The organism is uncultured Campylobacter sp. (assembly GCF_937997465.1).
Lineage (GTDB): Bacteria > Campylobacterota > Campylobacteria > Campylobacterales > Campylobacteraceae > Campylobacter_A.
The window spans coordinates 1-22,630 of record NZ_CALKTQ010000291.1; the positions used below are offsets into that span (position 1 = coordinate 1).

The 22,630-nt window shown below is 46.4% G+C and carries 26 protein-coding genes; 23 read left to right on the plus strand and 3 right to left on the minus strand.

Going from position 1 to position 22,630, the window contains the following annotated elements:
- Positions 1–115: 115 nt before the first annotated feature.
- Positions 116–1,006, minus strand: a complete 891-nt coding sequence (gene miaA / locus Q0546_RS09685; protein ID WP_298792572.1) for a tRNA (adenosine(37)-N6)-dimethylallyltransferase MiaA — start codon at positions 1,004–1,006, stop codon at positions 116–118.
- Between the two features lie 90 nt (positions 1,007–1,096).
- Here miaA and mqnP point away from each other — a divergent pair, with 90 nt between their 5' ends.
- The 21 genes from mqnP (at position 1,097) to Q0546_RS09790 (ending at position 16,703) form a co-directional block, all read left to right on the plus strand.
- Positions 1,097–1,963, plus strand: coding sequence for a menaquinone biosynthesis prenyltransferase MqnP (gene mqnP / locus Q0546_RS09690; RefSeq protein ID WP_298792574.1), 867 nt, complete (start codon positions 1,097–1,099; stop codon positions 1,961–1,963).
- On the plus strand, positions 1,960–2,478 hold the full coding sequence (locus tag Q0546_RS09695) for a hypothetical protein (RefSeq protein WP_298792576.1): 519 nt from the start codon (positions 1,960–1,962) through the stop codon (positions 2,476–2,478). Before mqnP ends, Q0546_RS09695 begins: the two co-directional genes overlap by 4 nt.
- On the plus strand, positions 2,471–2,986 hold the full coding sequence (locus Q0546_RS09700; protein ID WP_298792578.1) for a hypothetical protein: 516 nt from the start codon (positions 2,471–2,473) through the stop codon (positions 2,984–2,986). The genes Q0546_RS09695 and Q0546_RS09700 overlap by 8 nt, the downstream gene beginning before the upstream one ends.
- A gap of 139 nt (positions 2,987–3,125) precedes the next feature.
- Positions 3,126–4,094 carry a GTP 3',8-cyclase MoaA gene (gene moaA, locus Q0546_RS09705; protein ID WP_298792580.1) on the plus strand — a complete coding sequence of 323 codons (969 nt, stop codon included), beginning with the start codon at positions 3,126–3,128 and terminating at the stop codon, positions 4,092–4,094.
- A 214-nt stretch (positions 4,095–4,308) separates the two neighbouring features.
- Positions 4,309–5,073 (plus strand): 7-carboxy-7-deazaguanine synthase QueE, encoded by a 765-nt coding sequence (locus tag Q0546_RS09710; protein WP_298792582.1) that lies wholly within the window; start codon positions 4,309–4,311, stop codon positions 5,071–5,073.
- 69 nt (positions 5,074–5,142) lie between these two features.
- Positions 5,143–5,724, plus strand: coding sequence for a 6-carboxytetrahydropterin synthase (locus tag Q0546_RS09715; protein ID WP_298792584.1), 582 nt, complete (start codon positions 5,143–5,145; stop codon positions 5,722–5,724).
- 5 nt (positions 5,725–5,729) lie between these two features.
- Positions 5,730–5,912, plus strand: coding sequence for a hypothetical protein (locus Q0546_RS09720; protein WP_298792586.1), 183 nt, complete (start codon positions 5,730–5,732; stop codon positions 5,910–5,912).
- Entirely contained in the window at positions 5,909–6,322 is a 414-nt protein-coding gene (locus Q0546_RS09725; RefSeq protein WP_298792588.1) for a hypothetical protein, read from the plus strand. Before Q0546_RS09720 ends, Q0546_RS09725 begins: the two co-directional genes overlap by 4 nt.
- A complete protein-coding gene (locus Q0546_RS09730) occupies positions 6,319–6,975 on the plus strand; it encodes a 16S rRNA (uracil(1498)-N(3))-methyltransferase (RefSeq protein ID WP_298792591.1) in 657 nt (218 codons plus the stop codon). The genes Q0546_RS09725 and Q0546_RS09730 overlap by 4 nt, the downstream gene beginning before the upstream one ends.
- 83 nt (positions 6,976–7,058) lie before the next feature.
- A complete protein-coding gene (gene rpmE / locus Q0546_RS09735) occupies positions 7,059–7,259 on the plus strand; it encodes a 50S ribosomal protein L31 (RefSeq protein ID WP_002952661.1) in 201 nt (66 codons plus the stop codon).
- Positions 7,260–7,263: 4 nt separating this feature from the next.
- Positions 7,264–8,076 (plus strand): 16S rRNA (cytidine(1402)-2'-O)-methyltransferase, encoded by an 813-nt coding sequence (gene rsmI, locus Q0546_RS09740; protein ID WP_298792593.1) that lies wholly within the window; start codon positions 7,264–7,266, stop codon positions 8,074–8,076.
- A gap of 82 nt (positions 8,077–8,158) precedes the next feature.
- Positions 8,159–8,839 carry a 23S rRNA (guanosine(2251)-2'-O)-methyltransferase RlmB gene (rlmB, locus tag Q0546_RS09745; protein WP_298057483.1) on the plus strand — a complete coding sequence of 227 codons (681 nt, stop codon included), beginning with the start codon at positions 8,159–8,161 and terminating at the stop codon, positions 8,837–8,839.
- Entirely contained in the window at positions 8,832–9,857 is a 1,026-nt protein-coding gene (locus Q0546_RS09750) for a phosphatidylglycerophosphate synthase (RefSeq protein WP_298792595.1), read from the plus strand. Before rlmB ends, Q0546_RS09750 begins: the two co-directional genes overlap by 8 nt.
- Positions 9,851–10,648 carry a hypothetical protein gene (locus tag Q0546_RS09755; RefSeq protein WP_298792597.1) on the plus strand — a complete coding sequence of 266 codons (798 nt, stop codon included), beginning with the start codon at positions 9,851–9,853 and terminating at the stop codon, positions 10,646–10,648. The genes Q0546_RS09750 and Q0546_RS09755 overlap by 7 nt, the downstream gene beginning before the upstream one ends.
- A gap of 10 nt (positions 10,649–10,658) precedes the next feature.
- Positions 10,659–11,867, plus strand: coding sequence for an LL-diaminopimelate aminotransferase (locus Q0546_RS09760; protein WP_298792599.1), 1,209 nt, complete (start codon positions 10,659–10,661; stop codon positions 11,865–11,867).
- The gene (locus tag Q0546_RS09765) at positions 11,864–13,126 is read left to right on the plus strand and encodes a homoserine dehydrogenase (RefSeq protein WP_298792601.1); all 1,263 of its coding nucleotides are present in this window, start codon (positions 11,864–11,866) and stop codon (positions 13,124–13,126) included. Before Q0546_RS09760 ends, Q0546_RS09765 begins: the two co-directional genes overlap by 4 nt.
- A 3-nt stretch (positions 13,127–13,129) precedes the next feature.
- Positions 13,130–13,468 (plus strand): YraN family protein, encoded by a 339-nt coding sequence (locus Q0546_RS09770; RefSeq protein ID WP_298792603.1) that lies wholly within the window; start codon positions 13,130–13,132, stop codon positions 13,466–13,468.
- A gap of 70 nt (positions 13,469–13,538) precedes the next feature.
- A complete protein-coding gene (trxA, locus tag Q0546_RS09775) occupies positions 13,539–13,853 on the plus strand; it encodes a thioredoxin (protein ID WP_298792605.1) in 315 nt (104 codons plus the stop codon).
- Positions 13,853–14,302, plus strand: coding sequence for a hypothetical protein (locus Q0546_RS09780; RefSeq protein ID WP_298792607.1), 450 nt, complete (start codon positions 13,853–13,855; stop codon positions 14,300–14,302). The genes trxA and Q0546_RS09780 overlap by 1 nt, the downstream gene beginning before the upstream one ends.
- A 10-nt stretch (positions 14,303–14,312) precedes the next feature.
- The gene (locus Q0546_RS09785) at positions 14,313–15,251 is read left to right on the plus strand and encodes an FAD-dependent oxidoreductase (RefSeq protein WP_298792608.1); all 939 of its coding nucleotides are present in this window, start codon (positions 14,313–14,315) and stop codon (positions 15,249–15,251) included.
- Between the two features lie 165 nt (positions 15,252–15,416).
- Positions 15,417–16,703, plus strand: coding sequence for an ankyrin repeat domain-containing protein (locus Q0546_RS09790; protein WP_298792609.1), 1,287 nt, complete (start codon positions 15,417–15,419; stop codon positions 16,701–16,703).
- Positions 16,704–16,752: 49 nt separating this feature from the next.
- On the opposite strand, the gene Q0546_RS09795 is transcribed toward Q0546_RS09790, so the two are convergent.
- Together Q0546_RS09795 and Q0546_RS09800 are read right to left on the minus strand one after the other, a co-directional pair.
- The gene (locus Q0546_RS09795) at positions 16,753–16,887 is read right to left on the minus strand and encodes a hypothetical protein (protein WP_298792610.1); all 135 of its coding nucleotides are present in this window, start codon (positions 16,885–16,887) and stop codon (positions 16,753–16,755) included.
- 21 nt (positions 16,888–16,908) lie between these two features.
- The gene (locus Q0546_RS09800; protein ID WP_298792612.1) at positions 16,909–19,752 is read right to left on the minus strand and encodes a M16 family metallopeptidase; all 2,844 of its coding nucleotides are present in this window, start codon (positions 19,750–19,752) and stop codon (positions 16,909–16,911) included.
- Between the two features lie 142 nt (positions 19,753–19,894).
- Between Q0546_RS09800 and dapB the strand changes: the two genes are divergently transcribed.
- Positions 19,895–20,662: a 4-hydroxy-tetrahydrodipicolinate reductase gene (dapB, locus tag Q0546_RS09805; protein WP_298792614.1), complete on the plus strand. Its 768-nt coding sequence runs from the start codon at positions 19,895–19,897 to the stop codon at positions 20,660–20,662.
- Positions 20,663–20,972: 310 nt separating this feature from the next.
- A complete protein-coding gene (gene purF, locus Q0546_RS09810) occupies positions 20,973–22,310 on the plus strand; it encodes an amidophosphoribosyltransferase (RefSeq protein WP_297939211.1) in 1,338 nt (445 codons plus the stop codon).
- Positions 22,311–22,630 lie beyond the last annotated feature (320 nt).

A 22,630-nucleotide genomic window follows, 5' to 3' on the forward strand; every position in this document is an offset into this window, starting at 1 on the left:
GATGGATTTGAATGTTGCGAAGAAATTTTGGACCGAAGATAGAACATGTAGTTCATCGAGGGAGGAAATTTCTAGCTCATTCAAAGACACTCAAAAGACGAGCCGCAAATCAGAATCAATCACTCAAAAATTCTGTGATTTTCTCCTCACACTCCCCGACGCTGCCGCTAAATTTACTCTCAAACTGCGATCTATTAAACGTCCGCTGACGCTTGGCTAGCTGCGCCGTATGCGTGCAGATGAGCTCCTCCAGCTCGGTCTGGGTTTTGATCTCGCCTCGCAAAAACCCTCCGCACTCTTTTAGTCCGACCGAGTTTAGCGGCTTTGGTCGCTGCGGATACCGCACAAACAGCTCACGCGCCTCATCCAGCAAACCCTGCTCAAACATTGCTCGCGTGCGCTCTTTGATGCGCGCTCTTAGCTCGTCACGATCCCAGCTAAGCTCGAAAATCGCCAAATTTGACGCGACGGGGGCTAGGGTATTTTCGCACAGATACGAGCTTGGAGCCTCGCCGCGCCCGCTAGAGCGCAAAAAGGAGTGGATATCAAACCACTTTTGCAAGCGGTAGGTGTCGTTTGCGCTAAATTTGGCGGCAAATTCGGGATCAAGGCTTGAAACTAGCTCGTAAATTTGAGCGTTGCTTAGGCCGCTTTCTACGCGCTCAAATTTAGGCGTGAGACCCGATAGCAGCGCCTTTAGATAAAATCCGCTACCGCCAGTTATAAATAAATTTTTTCCGTTTTTTTGCGCAAATTCGCGTGCCGTTTTATAAACCTCAAAAAACATCCCGACGTCAAAATGCTCATCAGGCATCAGCAAATTTACCCCAAAATGCGGCACCGAGGCTAGCTCGTCTGCACTGGGTTTAGCGCTAGCTATATCGATAAATTTATAAACGCAAAGCGAATCAAGACTCAGAATCACTCCGTTAAATTCACTTGCAAGCTTTAGCACAAGCGCCGTTTTTCCGCTGGCGGTGGTGCCGATGATGGCGAGTTCTTTCATAAAAATGCCTTAAAATTCGTGAATCGGCTCAAATTTTATCACAATTTACGCTTTTATAAGATAAAATAAAGCAAAAATTTCAGGAAGATTATGCAAAAATTTATAAATATTTTAAAAGATATTAACGAACTGATCGTCTTTAAGCACTCGGTTTTCGCGCTACCTTTTATCTTTACGGCGATGATAACGGCGAGCGCGCAGGTAAACGGCACGGCTTGGTTTGGCTGGGAGCTGCTTATTTTGGGCGTTCTTTGCGCGGTTTCAGCGCGAAATTTCGCGATGGCATTTAACCGCTACAAGGACGAGGACATCGACAAGCTAAACCTGCGCACGGCAAATCGCCCGAGCGTGGACGGACGTATCGGCAGGACGAATTTGCAGATTTTTATCGCGGCAAACGCCGCTATCTTCGTGCTTGTCGCCTATCTCGTAAACGATCTTGCGTTTTGGCTGAGCTTTCCGATCCTGGCCGTACTTGGCGGATATTCGCTTTTTAAGCGTTTTAGCGAGCTAGCGCACCTAGTCCTTGGCCTCTCGCTAGGTCTTGCGCCCATCGCCGGAGCTGTCGCCGTTACGGGCAAGATACCGCTTTTTAGCGTGCTGCTCTGCCTTGGCGTGATGTTTTGGGTGGCGGGATTTGACCTGCTTTATTCGCTTCAGGATATCGAATTTGACCGCGAGCACGGGCTTTTTAGCATACCTAGCGTTTACGGCCAAAAGGCTACGATGTTTATCTCGGCGATCTTTCACGCCACAGCCGTGATATTTTGGTTGCTTTTTGCGTGGGCCGGGGGGCTTGGCGCGGCGGCGTATGTGGGCATTTTGCTTTGCAATGGCATCCTAGTTGCCGAGCACCGCATCGTCAGGCGAGATTTTAGTAAGATCGACCGTGCGTTTTTTACGCTAAACGGCTATCTTGGCATACTTTTTTTTGTTTTTGTTTGGGCTAGCTTATGAGACTGGTCCCGGCAAATTTAGACATAGTTTTTGAGGAAGTGGGCGAGCGCGAGAGCGAGTTTTTGCGCGAATTCGATAAGCTAAGCGGAAACGAAGACGATCCGCTGGGAGCATGGATAAAGCGCGCCAAAGCAAAGGGCGACACGAAAGAGAGCGATCAGGTGATACTGACGCTACTCGTCGAGCTTCACCGCAAATTTGACGAGCTAAACGCCTACATAAAAAACGAGAAATTCGTAAAACTCGAGCTTGCTCAATCTAGCGCGCTTGACGGGATAAATTTTGAAAATTTTAGGATAAAAGAGGCTAAATTTAAAGAAGGCGCCAAGTACTACGGACGCATTTTTATGCCTATTTTCCCAAAGCGAGACGTGGCGATATTTTTTGAGGCGCTAGATGAGAAAACCGCCAAAATCACGCGCATAAACGAGAGCGACGAGAGCGACTACAACGGCTACGTGACGGCCAGAGAGCGCGCTATGATAAGAGAACTAAAGGAGATGAACGATGAGTAACGATTTGATAATATTTGTCATTTTCGGGCTGATTTTAACGGTGCTTTTCGTGCTGGTTTTTATAAAAGATTTAGAGGCCTCGAGAAAATTTTCAAGATACGAAAAAGCTATCGAAAGCCTGATACAAGAGCTTCACGCGGTAAAAAAACAGGTTGCGAATTTTAATCAAAACAGCGAACCGGCCGAATTTGACGTAGTGCAGCTAGAAAGCAGTCTCGAACAGCGTCTAAACGAAAAAATAAATCAAAAAATAACTCCGATAATAAACACGCTCCAAGGCATCGAAAACTCGATAGATAGCTTCCAAAGCCAACAACAAGATAGGCTTTTTACGCTTGAGGAGCGCACCAAAAGCATCAGCAAGATCTCCGCCCCAAACGGCGAAGACGACGAAAAGCGCATCGTGCAGATGTATAGCGAAGGCAAAAGCGTCGAAAGTATCGCAAAAGAGCTGTGTGTGGGCGTCGGCAAGGTCGAGCTGACGCTAAAATTGCGGGAGCTGATATAGTGTTAAAACTTGGGCGCGAAATATAAAAAAATAACATTATTTTCATACGCGAATTTTAAAAAATTTTAAAGCTTAACTTCCTATAATGCCTTTTAACCAAATCAAAAACAATTCTTTTTGATAAAATTAAGGGCGAAAAATGTTAATAGACGGACACGGAAGAACTGTTGATTATCTGCGTATTTCTGTCACGCAAAGATGTAACTTTAGATGCAAATACTGCATGCCTAAAACTCCGTTTAGCTGGGAGCCGAAGGAAAATTTACTGAGCTTTGAGGAGTTGTTTTTATTTGTCAAAGTCTGCCTAGACGAAGGCGTAAAAAAAATCCGCATAACCGGCGGCGAACCGCTACTACGTAAGGACTTGGACAAATTTATCGCGATGATAAACGAGCACAGCCCGGACGTCGATCTAGCCATCACAACAAACGGCTTTATGCTCAAACACTACGCAAAAGCCCTAAAAAACGCGGGTTTAAAGCGCATAAATATGTCGCTTGATAGCCTAAAAACCGAAAAGGCCAAATTTCTCGCGCAAAAAAGCGTTTTACACGAGGTTTTAGCGGGCCTTGACGCGGCGCTTGAAGCCGGGCTAAAAGTCAAGCTAAACACCGTCGCGCTAAGAGGCGTAAACGACGACGAGATCGTCTCTTTGCTAGAGTTTGCGCGCTCCATGGGTTGTCAGATTCGCTTTATAGAGTATATGGAAAACATACACGCAACGGACGAGCTAAAAGGCATGAAATCGGCTGAAATTTTAGACGTTATCGCAAAAAAATATCGCTTTGAAGCGGCCGAAAAAATCCCGACCGGTCCAGCTAGCATCTACCGACTAGAGGACGGCTATGCCTTTGGCGTCATCGACCCGCACAAACACGACTTTTGCGAGAGCTGCAACCGCATCCGCCTCACGGCCGAGGGACATCTCATTCCGTGCCTATACTTCGAGGATGCGATGAGCATAAAAGATGCCGTAAGAAAAGGCGATATCGCGGGCGCTAGCGAGATCTTGCGCCAAGTGTTGCAAAACAAGCCAAAAGAAAACAAGTGGGCTATCGGCGCCCAAAACGAGACCTCAAGCCGCGCCTTTTACCAAACGGGCGGCTGAAATTTTGGCTAAATTTACGTCAAATTTGGCGTGGATTTAGCCCGCTTTTATTAAATTTTAATCAAATTTAACTACATCCAAATTTTATATTTTACCTATAAATTTACCGCCGTTTTCTAACAAAACCCGCTCAAATTTGACGTAAAATCCGCTTAACTCCGTAAAACTACCCTTCAAATTTTGCTATAATCGACCAAAATTTAAAAGGCGAAATTTGAGTTTAAACCTGGTCGAGAGTTTTCTAAGTATCCAAGGCGAAGGCGCGAGCAGCGGCCGTTTGGCAATTTTCTTGCGGTTTGCGGGCTGCAACCTAAACTGCGCGGGCTTTGGCGTGCGGACCGTTTCGCCCAAAACCGGCGAAACGCTAACTGGCTGCGACACGATCCGCGCGGTTTTTACGGGACATTTTTCATATCAAAAAATCACACGCGCCGACGAACTTATAAAAATCACGCAAAATTTGAGCGTAAATTTGCGCCGCAAGCCCATCATCGTCATCACGGGCGGCGAACCGCTACTGCATCACAAAAACCAAATTTTGCTAGATTTTTTAAGTTTTGCTCTTGACGAGGGCTACGAGCCGCACTTTGAAACAAACGGTACGATCGAGGTGGATTTCGCCAAATTTGAGACTTATAAAAGATGCCGCTTTGCCGTTAGCGTCAAGCTCGAAAATAGCGGCGAAAGCGAGGCTAGGCGCATAAATCCCGCCGCGCTAAAAGCGATAAAACAAAACGCCGCGGGTAGTTTTTATAAATTCGTCCTTGATAAAAAAGGCACAGAGGATGGTTCGGCGATAGCGCAAATTTCGCGTATTTTAGGCATTTGCGACGCGGAAGTCTTTTGTATGCCGCAAGGTTATGATAAAATAAGCCTTGAGAAAAACGCCCTATCCGTCGCGCAGTTTGCAATCAAGCACGGTTTTAACTACTCCGATCGCCTGCATATCAGGCTTTGGGGCGCAAAAGAAGGGGTTTAAAGTGTAAATTTAGGCGGCATTACCCGCATCTTTACGGCACAAAACGCAAATTTAATAAACGGAGCCAAGATGATAATAAGAAAAATGTTTAAATTTGAAAACGCTCACATCGTTAGATTTTGTAGCTCAAAACGCTGCAAAACCAGCATCCACGGGCACTCTTACAGAGCTGAAATTTTACTTGAGTCAAATTTTCTTGATAATGCGGGAATGGTGTATGATTTTGGCCTGATGAAGCGCGAAATAGGCTGCATCATCGATAGCTTTGATCACTGTACGACGATATTTAGCGGCGACGAAGTCGAGTACAAAAATGACCTCAAAAAGCACTCCGCGCGCTGGATCGAGATCCCACTAAATCCCTCTGCAGAGCAGTTTTGCAGGATATTTTTCGTTATGATCGATAGGCTTTTAAAAACTACGCAGATGCAAAACGGCGAGCACGAAGTGAAGCTTCACAGCGTCATCGTCCACGAGACCGACACGGGCTATGCGCAGTGCTTTAGAGAGGACGCGTATAACGCCAAAATGGGCGAGGTAAATTTGAACGAGATCGTCTTTTCCGAGGGCGTGAGAGCCGAGTGGGAGGACGCGGAGCTGTTTGAGAAAATCAAGCTAGGCAAAAAAATAGTAAATCCAAAGGAGGTCTAGCGCAAATGAGGAAAATTTTTGCGATTTTGACGCTGGCGGCGCTGTTTTTTAGCGGTTGCGACGAGAAAAAGGAGCCCGCGTCGCTGGATCTTGGCGGTACTGTGCCTAGCGACGTACCTATCGCGCAAAGCGACGCAAACGTGAGTATCGATGAAAATATGCCGCCTGAGCCGGTGCCCGAAAAATGAAATTTAACGAATACCTATCAGAGCTCTACGAGCTAGCGCGCTCCATCCACATCGGCCTTGCCTTTACGCTTTTAGCGCTCGTCGCGGCGCACTTTTGCCTGATAAATTTCGGCGTAAATTCGCCAGCCTACGCTAAGCGCATTAGGCTATTTTTGCCCACATACTACGCGTTTTTAGCTGCGATGATGCTTACAGGGCTACTTTTGATGAGCATTTTTTACTTTTATCCGAGCTTCAAAGCTCTCGTGATGATCGCGGTTTGGGTGTTGCTTATCGGGCTTGGTGCGATGGAGTTTAAGTGGCTAAAAACGGTGATAAAAACGAAAAATTTTGCCGATTTTAGAGCCAAAATGCGCCTAAAAATCGCGGCAGATTTTGTTTTGATACTCATTGCAAGCGGGGTGAGATGAAATTTTTATATTCAAAAGAGGCCAAAAACGAGCAAATAAGGCTTGATGGCGAGGCGTTTTTACACCTAAAGGCAAGGCGCGCTAAGATAGGCGAGCGTATCGACGTGCGAAATTTGACCGACGGGCAAAACCACATCTATGAAATCGTAAATTTGGACAAAAGGGGCGCGGAGCTAAATTTGATATTTTCGCATGACGTGGAGGCGCGAAACAGCGATCTAGCGCTATCCTGGGCCGTCGTCGATCCAAAAACGGTTGAAAAAACGCTACCCAGCCTAAACGAAATGGGCGTTGGAAAAATAATCTTTTTTTACAGCGAGTTTTCGCAAAAAAACTTTAAGCTCGATTTTTCGCGGCTAGAGCGCATTTTGATAAGCTCGTGCGAGCAGTGTGGACGAAATGATTTGATGAAATTTGAAATTTATAAAAGCCTAGACGAGCTAGTTAAATTTTATCCAAACGCCGCTCTCATCGACTTTGACGGCGAAAATTTGGACGGTTACGCAGGCAGGGAAATTTTAGCGATCGGGCCCGAGGGCGGATTTAGCCAGAGCGAGCGAGAAGCCGTCGCGAAAAAATACGGGCTGAGAGCAAAAAATATTTTACGCTCGCAAACGGCGATTTTAGGCATAGCGGCTAAAATTTTAATTTAAATTTGATTTTTTACAAAGTTTTTTGTATAATCTCGCCTTACTTTAAATGAAAATTAAAAAATCAGACGATAAAAGGACAAAAAATGAAAAAAGAAATTCATCCGGAATTTGTTGAGTGCAAAGTAACTTGCGCTTGTGGCAACACCTTCACTACGAAGTCAAACAAAGGCGAGATCAGAGTGGACATCTGCTCAGAGTGCCATCCGTTTTTCACAGGCAGCGAAAAGATCGTAGATAGCGCAGGCCGCGTTGATAAATTTAAGAAAAAATATAACTTAAAATAATCCTTTGCTATATTTCGTTCCTACGCCGATAGGAAATTTAAGCGATATCTCGCTTCGCGCTTTGAGCGTTTTGCGCGAATGCGAGATACTCTTTTGCGAAGATACCAGAATCGCAAAATCCCTCATAAACCTGCTAAATACGCGTTTTTACGCAAATATAAATATACAAAAATTTATCTCGCTACACACGCATAACGAAGATGAAATTTTATCTAAAATCGAGCTTGAAATTTTTGATAAAAACATAGCGTTTTTAAGTGATGCAGGCATGCCGGGCATCAGCGATCCGGGAGCTGCGCTCGTAAATTTCGCGATAAAAAACGGTATCGCATACGAAGTGCTAAGCGGATCAAACGCCGCGCTCTTAGCCGTCGTCGCAAGCGGTCTTTGCGAGAAAGAATTTTGCTTTCTAGGATTTTTACCCAATAACGGCAAAGAGCGAGCCGCGGCTATCCAAAATGCGCTAAATTCACCGTTTCCAACAGTCATCTACGAAAGCCCAAAACGCATACTTTCGCTTATTTTAGACTTTGCTAAACTAGAGCCGGATAGAGAAGTTTTTGCCATAAAAGAAGCGACAAAAAAATTTGAAACCAAATTTAGAGCCACGGCAAGCGAACTCGCGCAAAAGCTACAAGAGGCAAATTTGAGCGGCGAGTGGTGCGTCGTAGTGCAAAAAAATCCAAATTTTACCTTTGAGAAAATCACTCAAAACGATATTTTGGAACTTGAAATTTCACCCAAAGCCAAGTCTAAACTGCTAGCCAAAATCACAGGTCGAAACGCCAAAGAAATTTACTCCGAGCTCACCCGCTAAAACTTGCTCGCAGACTCAAACAAACAGCGAATTCATCCGAAAATTTAGCTAAATTTTACCGATTTTTAGCTATTATCAGGCGATGATAATATACGGAAAACAGCTATTTTTGCACATCATAAAAAACTACAAAAAAAGCGTCAAAACGGTCTATCTCGCCAAAGAGTGCGACAAGGCGCTATTTTCACAGATCGTAGGCGTCGGCGCGCCGATAAAGCGCGTGGATAATCAAAAAGCCCAAGCTCTCGCACACGGCGGCAATCACCAAGGCTTTTTAGCCGAAGTTGAGGAGTTTGAGTTTAAAAGTATCGACGAGATAAAAAAACAAAATTTTATAGCGATCTTATACGGACTTAGCGACGTCGGAAACATCGGCGCTATAGTTAGAACAGCGCATGCGCTGGGTTGCGGAGGTATCGTAGTCGTCGCTAAAAATTTGGCGATGGAAGGCGTACTGCGAGCTAGTAGTGCAGCGGCCTACGAGGCAAATATAGCTCTTGTCGAAGACGGTCTTAGCTTGCTAAACGAACTAAAACAGGTCGGTTTTAAAATTTACGCCACGGCAAGCGGCGGCAAAAACGCTCATGAGGTCAAATTTAACCAAAAAGTCGCGCTCGTGATGGGCAGCGAGGGCGAAGGCTTGCACAAAAAAGTCCTTGCCAAAAGCGACGAAATAGTAGGAATAAAAATGAAAAACGACTGGGACAGCCTAAACGTCTCGGCTGCGTTTGCCATACTTTGCGATAGGATTATAAATGAATGACATAAGTTTGCTAAAAGAACTAGGGCTTAGCGAGGTCGCCAGAAGAACGCACATCGAGGCAGAATATCTAGGTTACATCGCCGATAAAAATTTTGAAAAGTTGGCACGTTTTAACGTCAAGGGTTTTGTTAAAATTCTGGAGCGCGAGCTTGATATCGACTTTTCATCGTGGATGCGAGAATACGAGACGTTCATAGCCGAGCACGAGAGCGAGTTAAAGCACAAAACCATAACCATATCGCCTAAAATTCCGGCCTATACCGCAAACGATAAATCGTCTTACGGCGGTATGCTAAGCGGCATCGTTACCATTTGCGCAATCGGCGCATTAGTATATTTTTTCGAGCCTCAAAAATATATCGGTAATCTTTCAAGCCTTTTTGAAGACAAAAACAAAAGCGTGACTTACTCCGATACAAACGTAGTACAACAAGCGACTAAAAATTTAGACTCCATCAAAGACGCAAATATCACGATAAGTGTCTCCTCTGCCCCTAAACAAGAAGACGAGATAAATAAAGTCGAAGAGAACGCTTCAAATTTTGCCGTTACCCAAGTAGAGCAACCCTTGCCAGAGTTTAATGTGGCGGTTTCTACAAGCACGCAATCAAAACCCGCAGAGCAAAACGTCAGTAAAAATTTACAGAATGAACAGGTTTCAAATTTGACCGACGAAAATGCATCCACCGCAGTCCAAGTAACGCCTAAAAGCGGCGATGTATACCAACTAAACGGACTAAGCGAGATAAAAGTCGTTCCGCGCAGAAAAGTTTGGCTCGGCGTGATAAATTTGGACGACAACAAAAAGAAATCTCAAAATGCCTCAAATGCCGTTTCTATCGAGATAGGCAAAAAACAACTCATCGTCACCGGACACGGAGAGATAAATTTAGAAATCGGCGATCAAAATATCAAATTTAGCGGCGATAATCCAAAGCGATTTTTGGTAGAAAAAGATAAAGTTACGCCGCTCACATACGACGAATTCGTAGCTCTAAATAAGGGCAAATCGTGGTAAAAAAACTTTTACTTTTGACTGCTAGTGCGGCCTTTTGCTTTGCGGCTAGCGTGGTGGATATAGCAGGCGGCCTGCTCGGTCAAAATAGCGCAAAAGCGACTCAGCTCTTTGGCGACGGATCGGCATATCTAAACGCAAACGGCAAGCCCGACATCGCTAAAATTTCAAACGTTTTAAAGTCAAATTCGCTCCTGCGCCTATCCTATAAGCAAAACGTCAAGGTAAATATCAAATTTATCTCGCGTCAAAACAACCCGCTACTAATCATGAAAATCGCAAAAGACGCTCTCAACGGCCTTGGATACAACAATATCCTAACGAGCGAATTTTCTAACGCCGGCGGTGCGCTTTGGGGCGTGACGATCGACACCAAATTTATCCCAGATCCAGGCTCGCTCTACGCTGCCTTTAAAGAAAGCGGCACCGAGATAACGGGCATAAATAGACCCAGCGAGCTATCCTACGAGTACGTTATAGACGCGTCAAATTCCTCTATAAATCAAACTCCGGTGCAGTTTTCGCAAGAAGTCCAACTCTCAAAGCCGCTTGAGCCCTATCTCATCGACGTTAGCGGCGCAAAAGTCGCCACCATAGGCGCAGACGGGGAGGATCGCTGGTCGGCGATCGTAAGAATTTTTGATAAAAATTTAAATTTGCTCGAGGAAAAACGAAGCGACAAGGCTATAAATAGTCTGAAAGTTTCCTTCCCGCAAAACGCAAAATATCTGATGATCGACGATGCGGTCAGCCTAGAAAATATCAAACGAGGGCTCAAAATCTACCTAGAATAAGGAAAAATTTATGTTTGACGAGATTAGATTTAATACGATTGAAAGGCTTCCAAACTACGTATTTGCCGAGGTAAACGCCATAAAAATGGCCGCGCGCCGAGCGGGCGAAGATATCATCGACTTTTCGATGGGAAACCCGGAGGGTCGCACGCCTCAGCACATCGTCGATAAACTCTGCGAAAGCGCGCAAAAAGACAAAACCCACGGCTACTCGGCGAGCGCTGGCATCTACAAACTTCGCCTAGCCATCTGCAACTGGTACAAGCGCAAATACGGCGTAAATTTAGACCCCGATACCGAGGCCGTCGCCGTTATGGGCAGCAAAGAGGGCTTTGTACATCTAGCCCAAGCGATAGTAAATCCTGGCGACGTCGCCGTAGTGCCCGATCCCGCATACCCGATTCACACGCAGGCGTTTTTATTTGCCGGCGGTAGCGTGGCAAAGATGCCGCTAAAATACAACGACAAATTTGAGCTTGACGAAAACAAATTTTTCGAAGACCTGCTTCACACGATCCGCTCAAGCTCTCCGAAACCTAAATACGTCGTCGTAAATTTCCCGCACAACCCGACGACAGTAACCGTGCAAAAGAGCTTCTACGAGCGGCTAGTGGCGATGAGTAAACAAGAGCGCTTTTACGTGATCTCAGATATCGCCTACGCGGACCTCACGTTTGACGGCTACAAGACGCCAAGCATATTTGAGGTTGAGGGCGCAAAAGACGTTGCCGTCGAGTGCTACACGCTATCAAAAAGCTACAATATGGCGGGCTGGCGCGTCGGATTTTTATGCGGAAACAAGCGCCTTTGCGCAGCTCTTAAAAAGATAAAATCATGGGTCGATTACGGCATGTTTACCCCGATCCAAGTCTCCGCCACAGTTGCACTAGACGGCGATCAAAGCTGCGTCGAGGATATCCGTCAAATTTACGAAAAACGCCGCGACGTGATGCTAGAAGCCTTTGCAAGTGCGGGCTGGGAGATGCATAAGCCAAGCTCGAGTATGTTCATCTGGGCAAAAATCCCACCGCAAGTCGGAAACATCGGCAGTCTCGAGTTTTCAAAGCAGCTTTTAACAAAAGCTAGCGTCGCGGTGAGCCCGGGTATCGGTTTTGGCGAGGGCGGCAACGACTACGTGCGCCTCGCTCTCATCGAGAACGAAAACCGCATCCGCCAAGCGGCGCGAAATGTCAAAAAATATCTGAAAGAATTTGCATGAATATAGCCATTTTAGGCGTCGGCACGGTCGGAGAAGCCGTAGCTAAAATTTTACTCCAAAACAAAAAACTAATCGCGGCAAGATGCGGCGAAGAGATAGTTCCGGTCATCGGCGTCGTTAGAAATTTAAACAAAAAAAGAGACGTCGCCATCCCGCTCACGGACGATATAGATAGCGTCATAAAGCGCGACGATATTGACGTTTTCGTCGAGCTCATGGGCGGCGTCGAGGAGCCGTTTAGGGTCGTCAGTCAAATTTTAGAGCGCAAAAAAGCCGTCGTAACGGCAAACAAAGCGCTACTAGCCTATCACCGCTACGCCTTGCAAAATTTGGCGCAAAATACGCCGTTTGGCTTCGAGGCTAGCGTCGCCGGCGGCATACCTATCATCAGAGCCCTTCGCGAGGGCCTTAGCGCAAATCACATCCTAAGCATCAACGGGATTTTAAACGGCACGAGCAACTACATCCTAACCTCGATGATGAGCAAGGGTTCAAATTTCGCGGACGCTCTAAAAAAAGCCCAGGAGCTAGGCTACGCCGAGGCCGATCCAACCTTTGACGTAGGTGGATTTGACGCGGCGCACAAGTTACTGATCCTAGCCAGCATCGCATACGGCGTACACGGCAACCCCGAAGACATCCTGATAGAGGGCATCGAAGGTATCACGCCCGAGGATATCTTTTTTGCTAACGATTTCGAGTACGTCATCAAACTGCTCGCCATCGCCAAAAAAACCGGCGACAAGGTCGAGCTGCGAGTACATCCCGCACTCGTGCCAAAAGATAAAATGATAGCCAAAACTGACGGCGTTACAAATGCCGTGAGCGTAGTGGGCGACGCAGTCGGCGAGACGATGTTTTACGGTCCGGGCGCGGGCGGTCCTGCGACGGCTAGCTCGGTCATCAGCGACCTGATCGACATCGCTAGAGACGGCAAATCACCGATGCTAGGCTACAAAGCGCCGTTTGAGCTAAACGCGCTTGAGCTTTTAGATCCTAGCGAAATTCGCACGAAATATTATTTCAGGCTCAGGGTCGAGGATAAGGTCGGCGTGCTGGCTAAAATCACGAATTTAATGAGCGAAAACAACCTCTCCATCGATAGCCTGCTGCAAAAACCGAAGGACGAAAGTCCGTATGCGACGCTATTTTTCACGACACACACGAGCGTGGAAAAGGACGTGAGGCGCACTATGGAAATTTTGCAAGAGCAAGAGTTCGTAAAAGAAAAGCCTTTTATGATGAGGATAGAAGAGTAAAATTTGGGGCTTAGAGCGTATCTTTTCGGCAAAAGCTCCGAGGATCTGGCTTGCGAGTTTTTGCTAAAAAACGGCTGCGAGATTCTTGCTAGAAATTTTAGCTCCAAATTTGGCGAGATCGACGTCATCGCTAAAAAAGACGGCATCTTGCGCTTCGTTGAAATCAAAGCCACACAGGGCGACTACGAGGCAGAGTATCGCCTCACGCCCGCTAAATTTAATAAAATTTTAAAAACTATCGATTTTTATCTGCTGCAAAACGGCGCAAATGCCGATTTTCAGGTCGATTTGATCGCGATAAAAAAGGATGAGATAAAGTGGATAGAAAATATTAGTTTGTAAAAATTCTTATTTAGCTAAAATTTAAATACTTTCGTGTATAATTACGACTATCTTTAAAAAGGAGAATAAAATGGGAAAATACATAGAACTAACGACTGCGAATTTTGACGTCGTCAAAGAGGGCGTTGCGCTAGTAGATTTTTGGGCGCCTTGGTGCGGACCTTGCCGTATGCTTGCTCCGGTCATCGACGAGCTAGCTGAGGAGTTTGAGGGCAAAGCTAAAATTTGCAAAGTAAACACCGACGAAGTGCAAGACCTTGCCGTAGAATTTGGCATCCGCTCGATCCCTACGCTTCTATTTTTCAAAAACGGCGAAGTCGTAGAGCAAATGGTCGGCGCACAATCAAAACAAGCCATTGCCGATAAGCTAAATTCGCTGCTTTAATGGTTTTTAGACGAGGAGGAAGCCTGCTTCCTCTCACCTCCGTTTTTGCGTCTTTTATCGGCGCAGCGCTGGTAGCAGGCGTATTTGCTTACAATAATTACAGATTTTCGCAGTATAAATTCGTAAATTTTAACGAACTGGTTTTTTATGAGCAGGCTCAAATTTTCGTGCCGCAGGACGATAAATTTTTACTCGTGGTTTTTAGCTCCAACCAATCAGATTGGAAGGAAATTTTAAAAACTTCAAGCAAGGATTTAAAAATCGTCGCCGTGGATTTACTCCAAAAACGCGCGCCAAGCGAGGAAAATATAAATTTCGTCGCTTCGGATATAAATACGATTTTAAAGCTGATGCACGTCCTAAATATCACGTCTTTGCCCGCCAGCGTGGAGCTAAAGGCGCAAAAGGGCGGCATTTATAAACAAGATTCTAAAATAAATAAAATTTAAAGGAAAAAATATGTTAGATTTAGCAATCATCGGAGGCGGTCCTGCAGGACTTAGCGCGGGACTTTACGCCACTCGCGGCGGACTAAAAAACGTCGTAATGTTTGAAAAAGGTATGCCAGGCGGCCAGATTACGAGCAGCTCCGAGATAGAAAACTATCCCGGTCAAAAAGCGCCCGGCGAGAGCGGCATCGACTTCATGAGTACGTGGGTCGCACAGTGCACACATTTTGGACTAAAGCACGAGATGGTGGGCGTCGAACGCGTGGTAAAAAACGCCGACGGCAGCTTCACGGTCAAGCTTGAAGGCGGCAAAGAAGAGCAGGCCAAAGCAGTCATCGTAGCCACCGGCTCCACTCCGCGCCGCGCAGGCTTTGCGGGCGAGGACGAGTTTTTCGGCAGAGGCGTGAGCACCTGCGCGACCTGCGACGGATTTTTCTATAAAAACAAAGAAGTCGCGGTTCTAGGCGGCGGCGACACGGCGATCGAGGAGGCCCTATATCTAGCCAATATCTGCTCGCGCGTCTACATCATCCACCGCAGAGACGAGTTTCGCGCAGCGCCCGTCACGCTAGAAAAGGCTCGCGCTAACGCCAAAATCGAGTTCATCACAAGCGCCACGATCAAGCAAGCTTACGGCGACAAAGCAGGCCTCACAGGTCTAATCATAAACACGAAAGATGGCGAGCGCGACCTAAAAGTGCCTGGCGTTTTCGTATTTGTCGGGCTTAACGTAAACAACGACGTCCTTCGCCAAGAAAACGGCGAATTCGTATGCCAAACCGAGGACGGCGGCCAAGTCAGCGTCGATCTAAAGATGCAAACTAGTGTGCCTGGGCTATTTGCCGCGGGTGACATCAGAAAAGATGCGCCAAAGCAAGTCATCGTAGCCGCGGGAGACGGCGCCGTAGCGGCCCTTAGCGCGCTTAGCTACATCGAGAGCTTACACTAAGATTTCTCAAATTTAGCCGAGCTTTTCGGCTAAATTTTTTCTTTTACTTCAAATTTCCTCAAATTTACTCCTGCATTTTTTAAATTTTCCACACAAATTTCACTCAAATTTAACCGCCCTTTGGCTAAGATTTCGCAAATTTAGTCATGAGCAAAAGGATCAAATTTGCAAAGCTTTTTTAAATTTATATTCACACTCGCAGCCTTTGCCGCTATCCTCTTTTATCTTTCGTTTTTGGGAGTTAAATTTGATAAATTTGGATCAGGCTCTATGCCGACAGGTTTTACCGTCACTCCCGATACTAAAATAGACCCAAACTCCGAGCTAGCTAAATACGTAACGCAAGAGGAGATAGAGGCGTTTGGATTCGGTTCGTCCGATATAGTTTGCGATAAAGAGAAAAACGCTACGCTAAAACCTTTAAGAGCAGCTCTTGACAGAAAAGATATCGATTTCGTAGTTAAATTTATAAAAGATAACAACCTAAGCGTAGACGTAGAGATGAGAGATAAAAGAACCCCGCTGATGTACAGCTCTTTTAGAAACGACGTAAATACCTTTAATGCTTTATTAAATTTAGGGGCGGGTATCAGAGCTAAGGATAGATTCGGTCTATCTCCTATGGCTTATGCCATTATGTTAAACTCTGTTGATACCGCCAAGATACTACTAGAAAAAGGGGTTAAATTTGAAGAGGTGGAGTATGTATCTCCTCATATCCATACTAATAGATATTATGACTCTTCTAGGTTTGATTCTATAATAATAAACGATGACGATAATATAACCATACGCTACAAATACGATCAGGGGCGTCCAGAGACGGACTTAAACGATCCGCAATGCGTAGAGTCGAGCACCAGGTATAAATTGAATCCGTTTGAATACACAGTAGATAGAAATCTACCTCAGATGGCCGAGTTAATGCTAAGCAAGGGGTATAAACCTAAGAAATTTGAAATAGGAAGCGGACTACAAGGCATAAAAGACGAAGAGAAAAATAGACCGTTACAGCTAAGTGCCTGGGCTCTCTTAGATGACTACGAAGACTACGAGCCCATGCTTGAGGTATTTATAAAATACGACCTCCCTAATGCTCCAACTAAGGAGCAGCTAAAGGAGGCGTATGAGGTGTGCTACGATAAATACGCGCTTAGCCTCACATTTGCTTATAGTATAGACAACAACGGGACTTATAGCTTAAAATACGAAAATTTAACAAAAAACGTATTGCAAAAATACTGCTCCGAGAAAAATTCCACCTTTAGCGACGTAAGGACTTTCATAACTTGGGCAAATGAGTATAAAAGAGCAGATGCGATAGAAGATATCTTGTTTCACAAAAAAAATAAGGTAATTTTTAAAAACAATGCAACCCAATACACAATTAAACCGTACAAGGAACTAACCTCCGACGAGATAAAGGCTATAGTGGAAAGCAGGAAAAGGTGATTTGCTTAGTCAAATTTAGTATTGATAAACCGACAAGGGAACAAAAACGTCAGTGAAAATTTGAGTTAAATTTGAGTAAATTTAACTCAAATTTGGTTTGACGAAAGGCAAATTTAGCTTCAAATTTAACAGCCCCCAGCCGACTAAAGCCAAATTTACGCTCGCCGCCCGGGCAGCAAATCAAATTTACCGCCGAGGCTCAAATTTACTTCGCCGAAGCGGGATTATTCACGCTTATCACGACGTTTTTCTCATCCAGATAGAGCTTCGCCGCGTCTTTCACGTCTTGCTCGGTGAGCGCATTTACCGCACTTTCGTACTCGTCCAGGCTCAAAACCTCATCGCCAAAAACTAGCTCGCGCATGAGAGCCCGCGTCCAAAACTCGCCCTGAACGTAGGATTGGCGCATTTTTACGAGTGCTGATTTTTTGAAATTTTGCAGATAGCGCTGGATATCCGCGCCGCCTTTTAGCTCGGCGACATTTGATTTTATCTCGCCTAGCACGGCGTTTACGTTATCAGGCGCCGCCGTAAAGCCAAAATGCGCGGTGAAGCTTTCGTACGGGTATTTTGCGAGATTCATATGCACGCCCAGGCCGTAGACCTGCCCGCGGTCCTCTCGCACGTCCTCGCGCAGCATCATCGAAAGCACCGCAGATAGGGCGTTTACGCGCAGTAACTCCGGGCGCGAATACTTCACTTTTTCATTTTTCATTATCATCGCGGCGTCGCTTCGCTGCGTGGTTTGGTAGCTTCGCTTAAACTCCCGCTCGCCAGAAATCGTCCTCACGCCGTCATCGACGAAATTTTCGCGTTCCCCGCGCGCGGGTAAATTTGCCAGATATTTTTGTAAAAGCGGCTCGGCCACGGTCAAATTTAGATCGCCGACCACGATAAAATAGTACGAAGCCGCGTTGGTAAATTTATCCTTCACTATCTTTTTTACGTCGTTCATCTGCAGCTCGTTTATGTCCGCGGCCTCGAGCGGGTTTGTTCGCGGGTTGTTTTCGTAGAAAAATCTCGCAAATTCGTCGCGAAATTTGCGCTCGGGCAGATTTTTGGTTTTTTCCAGCTTTTCAAGCTCGTTGATTTTTGTCTTTTTTAGCGCATTTTCGTCAAATCTAGGCTCGCTAAACTCCAAAAACAGCGCACGCAAAAGCCACTCAAAGTCCGAGCTGGCCGAGCTCGCGCTATATCCTTGCGAAAGCTGATCGATAAATTTGCTATAGCTTAGCTGCTTGCCGCTTAGGATTTTAGCCAGGTCGTAGTTGCTAAACTCCCCCGCCCCGCTCTCGTTTGAGACTTCTACCGCCAGCGCGCCCTGCTTTGATTTGGCCAAATTTGACGTGCCGCCGCGACTAACCGCGCTTAGCCAGACGACGTCTTTTTTGGTTTTTACCTCTTTAAATGCCACGCGCGCGCCGTTTGGCAGCTCGTAAAGATAAAAATCAAGCTTTTCGTTATGCTTTTTTGATACGAAATTTTTAGGTTTTAGCGCTCCGTAGTCGAAAAGCTCGCTCTTTGCCTGCTTTGCAGCCAGCGTATCGTATGGCTTTGCTTCCGCCCAAATTTGATCAAATTTAGCCTCATTTAGCTTCGCCCCTTTGGCGCTAATCACGTTTAAAGTTTTTGCGTCGATGCCTAGTATCCGCCTAAATTCGGCATTTACGTCATCTAGGCTAATGTCCTCAAGCAGCGCCAAAGTAACGTCGCGCAGGTCTTTTTCGCCCAGCAGCACACCGCCGATCCTAGTCGTCTCCTCGATATTTGCCGCGACCGCGCTTGAGCGCTTGTTGCCAGCTTGCAAATAGGCATTTTTAGCCGAGTTTATAAAATCTTTTTTCGAGCTTTCAAAGTCAGCCCGGCTAAAGCCAAATTTCTCAACACCCTTTAAAACGCTCGCCAGATCGCTAAGCGCGCCGCTAAAATCATCATCCACGGCGTTTATCTCAAAGGCGTAAAGCACGTTTTGATCCTCGATGATCGGTGAGTAAAATCGCCCGCGCAGGGCTAAATTTCGCTGCTCGTATATCATCGCGACTAGGTCTGAGATGTAGTTTGCGAGCAAATTTTGCCTGAGCCTTTGGATCTCGTCGTCAAATTTGTACTTTTGCGTAAAGATCAAATTTAGCGAGTTTAGCCCGATCTCGGCCGAGTCGTAGTTATTTACGCTAAAACCGCTTTTTATAGGGATAGTTTTATCAGGGCTCGCGTAGTCGTTCGTGTTTTTAGCGGGGCTAAAGCTTTGCTTTATCATCTCCTCGATGCGCTTTTTATCAAAGTCGCCGACTGCGATAAATTTCATAAATCTAGGCTGATACGTCCTCTCGTAAAAGCCCTTTATGGTCGCCACGTCGACGTTTTTTACGATATTCATATCGCCGATGGGCGACCTTTTGGCGTAGATGCTATTGCCGTAGAGCTCGGGCACGCGGTTTTTGATGTAAAATCTATACGCGGGCGTGTTTCTAGCGCGCTCCTCCTCGACGATGATGCCACGCTCCTTATCCAGCTCGGCTGCGTCAAAGCTCACGCCGTCGATCCAGTCGCGAAAAACGCGAAAAACGTCCTTTAAATTTTGCTCGTTTACGTGGATTTCTAGCAGATAGCCCGTCTGATCATAGCTAGTCTGCGCGTTTAGATCCGCGCCAAAGGCCACTCCGAGGCTCTCCAGCTTTTTAACCAGCTCGTTTTTGCTAAATTCGCGGCTGCCGTTAAACGCCATGTGCTCGGTAAAGTGCGCCAGCCCCAGCTCGTTTTCGCGCTCATCGGTCGAGCCGATGTTTACGACTAGATAAAAATAGGCCGAATTTGCGGGCTGCTTGTTTTCCTTGACGTAGTATTTTAGCCCGTTTGCTAGCTCGCCGCTCGCTATAGCGGGATCTTGGGTCAAATTTAGCTTTTGCGCGTTTTTATCTTTCGTCGTCAAATTTGACGCGCTCAAATTTGCGTCCAGCTGCTGAGTTTTAGTCGCCTGCGCGACCGGTGCTTGTTTAGCCAAAACGCTCGCCGCAAAAACGGCTAGAAACAAAAATAAAATTTTCCTCATCGTCGTCCTTTAAATTTAAAAAGCCGATTATATAGCGCGATTTTTAATATTTTTGCCCGCGTGCGGCGAAAACGGCGGCCGTGCTAAATTTATTTTTTATAAAATTTATGCTAAATTTAGCCCAAATTTTAAAGGATAAATTTTGGTAAAAATAGGAATCCACGGCGCAAGCGGTAAAATGGGACGCATGATCATCGAGTGCCTAAAAAACGAGCCTGGCGCAAAGCTTAGCGCGGCTTATACGATAGAGCCGCTTGATTTTGCATTGCCCCAGGGCGTCATCCTCACGGATAAATTTGACGAGCTTTTCGCAAACTGCGACGTCGTTATCGACTTTACGATCAAAGAGGGCGCGATAAACCTACTAAACTACGCCCGCACCGACCCAAAACCGCTAGTCATCGGCACTACGGGTCTGGGCGAAGACGGAGCAAACCTGCTAAAACTCGCAAGCGCGGCGATGCCGATACTTTACGCTACCAACATGAGCCTTGGCGTCGCTGTTTTAAACCGTTTGGCGGCGCTTGCGTCAAAGGCATTGCGCGATTTTGACGCCGAGATCGTCGAGCAGCACCACAGACACAAAAAAGACGCTCCAAGCGGCACGGCGCTAACTTTGGGCGAGTGCGTAGCGGCGGCTAGAGGGCTAAATCTAAAAGACGTTTTGGTGACGGGCAGAGACGGGCTAGTCGGAGCTCGCAGCAAGGACGAGATCGCGATCCTGGCCGTGCGAGGCGGCGACGTCGTGGGCAGGCATACGGTCGGATTTTACAACGAGGGCGAGTTTATCGAGCTAAATCACACCGCAACTAGCCGTGCGACCTTTGCCAAAGGCGCGATAAAAGCGGCTATTTGGGTGGCAGGACAAAGTAGCGGGCTGTACGGGATAGATGATTGCCTGGGTTTATGATAATTAACGGCTTATCTCACGAGCGCCTTTGAAAGAGCTTGAAAATTTAGGGCTTGCGGCAGACCGCACGTCTAGCCTCGCCCAAATTTTCTGCGCAACTTTCAAATTCGTTTCGCGATATTTCGCCTTATTTTTTATGTTAAATTTTGATATTTTTTAAAATTGCGGAAAATCGGCGGCGATATTTTTGACTTAGGCGAGGCGAAATTTAAATTTTAAGCATAGGCTAGACACGAAGTCTACCGAGCTTGAAATTTAAATTTTAACGAAGCATAAGGTAAAAAGATAACACCCCTAAAAAAGGATAAAAATGTGTGCGATAGTTGGAGTAATAAATTCTAAAGATGCGGCAAAAACGGCATATTATGCGCTATTTGCCATGCAACACCGAGGCCAAGAAGCAAGCGGCATCAGCGCATGCGAAAACGGCCGTATAGAAACCGTCAAAGGCCGCGGGCTAGTTACCGAAGTCTTTGATAAGACGAACCTCGAGAGCCTAAAAGGCGATATGGCGATCGGCCACAACCGCTACGCCACCGCAGGCAAAAACTCTGCCGCCGATGCCCAGCCCATCGCCGCAAACTACTCGCTAGGCCAAGTCTCTATCGTGCACAACGGCAACCTCGTAAACAAAGACGAAGTCCGAGAAGCTCTGATCGCCGAGGGCGCGATATTTCAGAGCAACATGGACACCGAAAACATCGTCCACCTCATAGCTAGAAGCCACAGCGAACACCTACAAGACCGCATCGTCGCCGCTCTAAAACAGATCAAAGGCGCCTACTGCCTACTCATCCAGTCGCGCCATAAAATTTTCGCCATACGCGACCGCTGGGGCGTGAGACCGCTCTCGCTGGGACGCCTAAAAGACGGCGGCTACATCGTAGCTAGCGAGACGTGCGCGTTTGATTTGGTGGGCGCGAGCTTCGTTCGCGACGTGGAGCCGGGCGAGATGCTGGTTTTTGAACAGGGCAAAAGCGAGTTTGAGAGCGTGCGCCTTTTTGAGCCAGAGCCTAGGGTTTGCGCGTTTGAGTATATTTATTTCGCGCGCCCCGATAGCGTCATAGAGGGCAAAAGCGTCTACGAAGTACGCAAAAAAATGGGCGAAACGCTAGCCAAAAAGAGCAAGATTGGCGCGGACTTCGTCGTACCGGTACCTGATAGCGGCGTGCCGGCGGCGCTAGGCTACGCAAACGCCAGCGGGATACCGTTTGAGCTAGCCATCGTGCGAAATCACTACGTCGGCCGCACCTTCATCGAGCCGACTCAAGAGATGCGCAACCTCAAAGTCAAACTCAAGCTAAATCCGATGGCAAGCCTGCTCAAAGGCAAAAGCGTAGTCGTAGTGGACGACAGCATCGTGCGCGGCACGACATCCAAAAAGATCGTCGAGCTACTGCGTCACGCGGGCGCGAGAGAGATACATTTCAAAGTCGCCTGCCCCGAGCTAAAATACCCCGAGCGCTACGGCATCGATACTCCGAGCTTCGATGAGCTAATCAGCGCAAACAAAACGCCTGAAGAAGTATGCAAATATATCGGCGCGGACAGCCTCGAGTTTTTGGATGTGGATGAGCTAGTTAGCAGTATCGGCAGCGAGCGCAAATACTCGCTGGTTAGCTTTGACGGGGATTATTTTATCAAGTAAATTTGGCCTTTGCTGTTTCAAATTTGACCTATTTTGGCAAATTTAAACTCGTCAAATTTGAGCGGCAAAACCCGCATCTTGAAAATGCGAATTTTTGTTTTTGGCGGTTTTGCTTCAAATTTGGGTTTTTACAGATTTAAATTTGATGAAATTTGTGCTCAAAATTTGGCGAATCAAATTTTAAAATTTGATTTCGAGCGCCATACTGCGCAAAAATGAAAATATTTTATCAATATATAAGCAAACGTTGAATATAATTGCGAACTTTAACGTCACGGTAGCTCAGCTGGTTAGAGCGCTGGTCTCATAAGCCGGAGGTC

Coding starts and splice junctions, on each gene's coding strand:
- Q0546_RS09720 (WP_298792586.1), top strand. CDS start 5,730: ATGAGGAAAATTTTTGCGATTTTGACGCTGGCGGCGCTGTTTTTTAGC.
- Q0546_RS09695 (WP_298792576.1), top strand. CDS start 1,960: ATGAGACTGGTCCCGGCAAATTTAGACATAGTTTTTGAGGAAGTGGGC.
- rpmE (WP_002952661.1), top strand. CDS start 7,059: ATGAAAAAAGAAATTCATCCGGAATTTGTTGAGTGCAAAGTAACTTGC.
- Q0546_RS09715 (WP_298792584.1), top strand. CDS start 5,143: ATGATAATAAGAAAAATGTTTAAATTTGAAAACGCTCACATCGTTAGA.
- Q0546_RS09800 (WP_298792612.1), bottom strand. CDS start 19,752: ATGAGGAAAATTTTATTTTTGTTTCTAGCCGTTTTTGCGGCGAGCGTT.
- trxA (WP_298792605.1), top strand. CDS start 13,539: ATGGGAAAATACATAGAACTAACGACTGCGAATTTTGACGTCGTCAAA.
- Q0546_RS09785 (WP_298792608.1), top strand. CDS start 14,313: ATGTTAGATTTAGCAATCATCGGAGGCGGTCCTGCAGGACTTAGCGCG.
- Q0546_RS09760 (WP_298792599.1), top strand. CDS start 10,659: ATGTTTGACGAGATTAGATTTAATACGATTGAAAGGCTTCCAAACTAC.
- Q0546_RS09765 (WP_298792601.1), top strand. CDS start 11,864: ATGAATATAGCCATTTTAGGCGTCGGCACGGTCGGAGAAGCCGTAGCT.
- rlmB (WP_298057483.1), top strand. CDS start 8,159: ATGATAATATACGGAAAACAGCTATTTTTGCACATCATAAAAAACTAC.
- Q0546_RS09730 (WP_298792591.1), top strand. CDS start 6,319: ATGAAATTTTTATATTCAAAAGAGGCCAAAAACGAGCAAATAAGGCTT.
- moaA (WP_298792580.1), top strand. CDS start 3,126: ATGTTAATAGACGGACACGGAAGAACTGTTGATTATCTGCGTATTTCT.
- purF (WP_297939211.1), top strand. CDS start 20,973: ATGTGTGCGATAGTTGGAGTAATAAATTCTAAAGATGCGGCAAAAACG.
- Q0546_RS09780 (WP_298792607.1), top strand. CDS start 13,853: ATGGTTTTTAGACGAGGAGGAAGCCTGCTTCCTCTCACCTCCGTTTTT.
- Q0546_RS09750 (WP_298792595.1), top strand. CDS start 8,832: ATGAATGACATAAGTTTGCTAAAAGAACTAGGGCTTAGCGAGGTCGCC.
- Q0546_RS09725 (WP_298792588.1), top strand. CDS start 5,909: ATGAAATTTAACGAATACCTATCAGAGCTCTACGAGCTAGCGCGCTCC.
- Q0546_RS09700 (WP_298792578.1), top strand. CDS start 2,471: ATGAGTAACGATTTGATAATATTTGTCATTTTCGGGCTGATTTTAACG.
- mqnP (WP_298792574.1), top strand. CDS start 1,097: ATGCAAAAATTTATAAATATTTTAAAAGATATTAACGAACTGATCGTC.
- miaA (WP_298792572.1), bottom strand. CDS start 1,006: ATGAAAGAACTCGCCATCATCGGCACCACCGCCAGCGGAAAAACGGCG.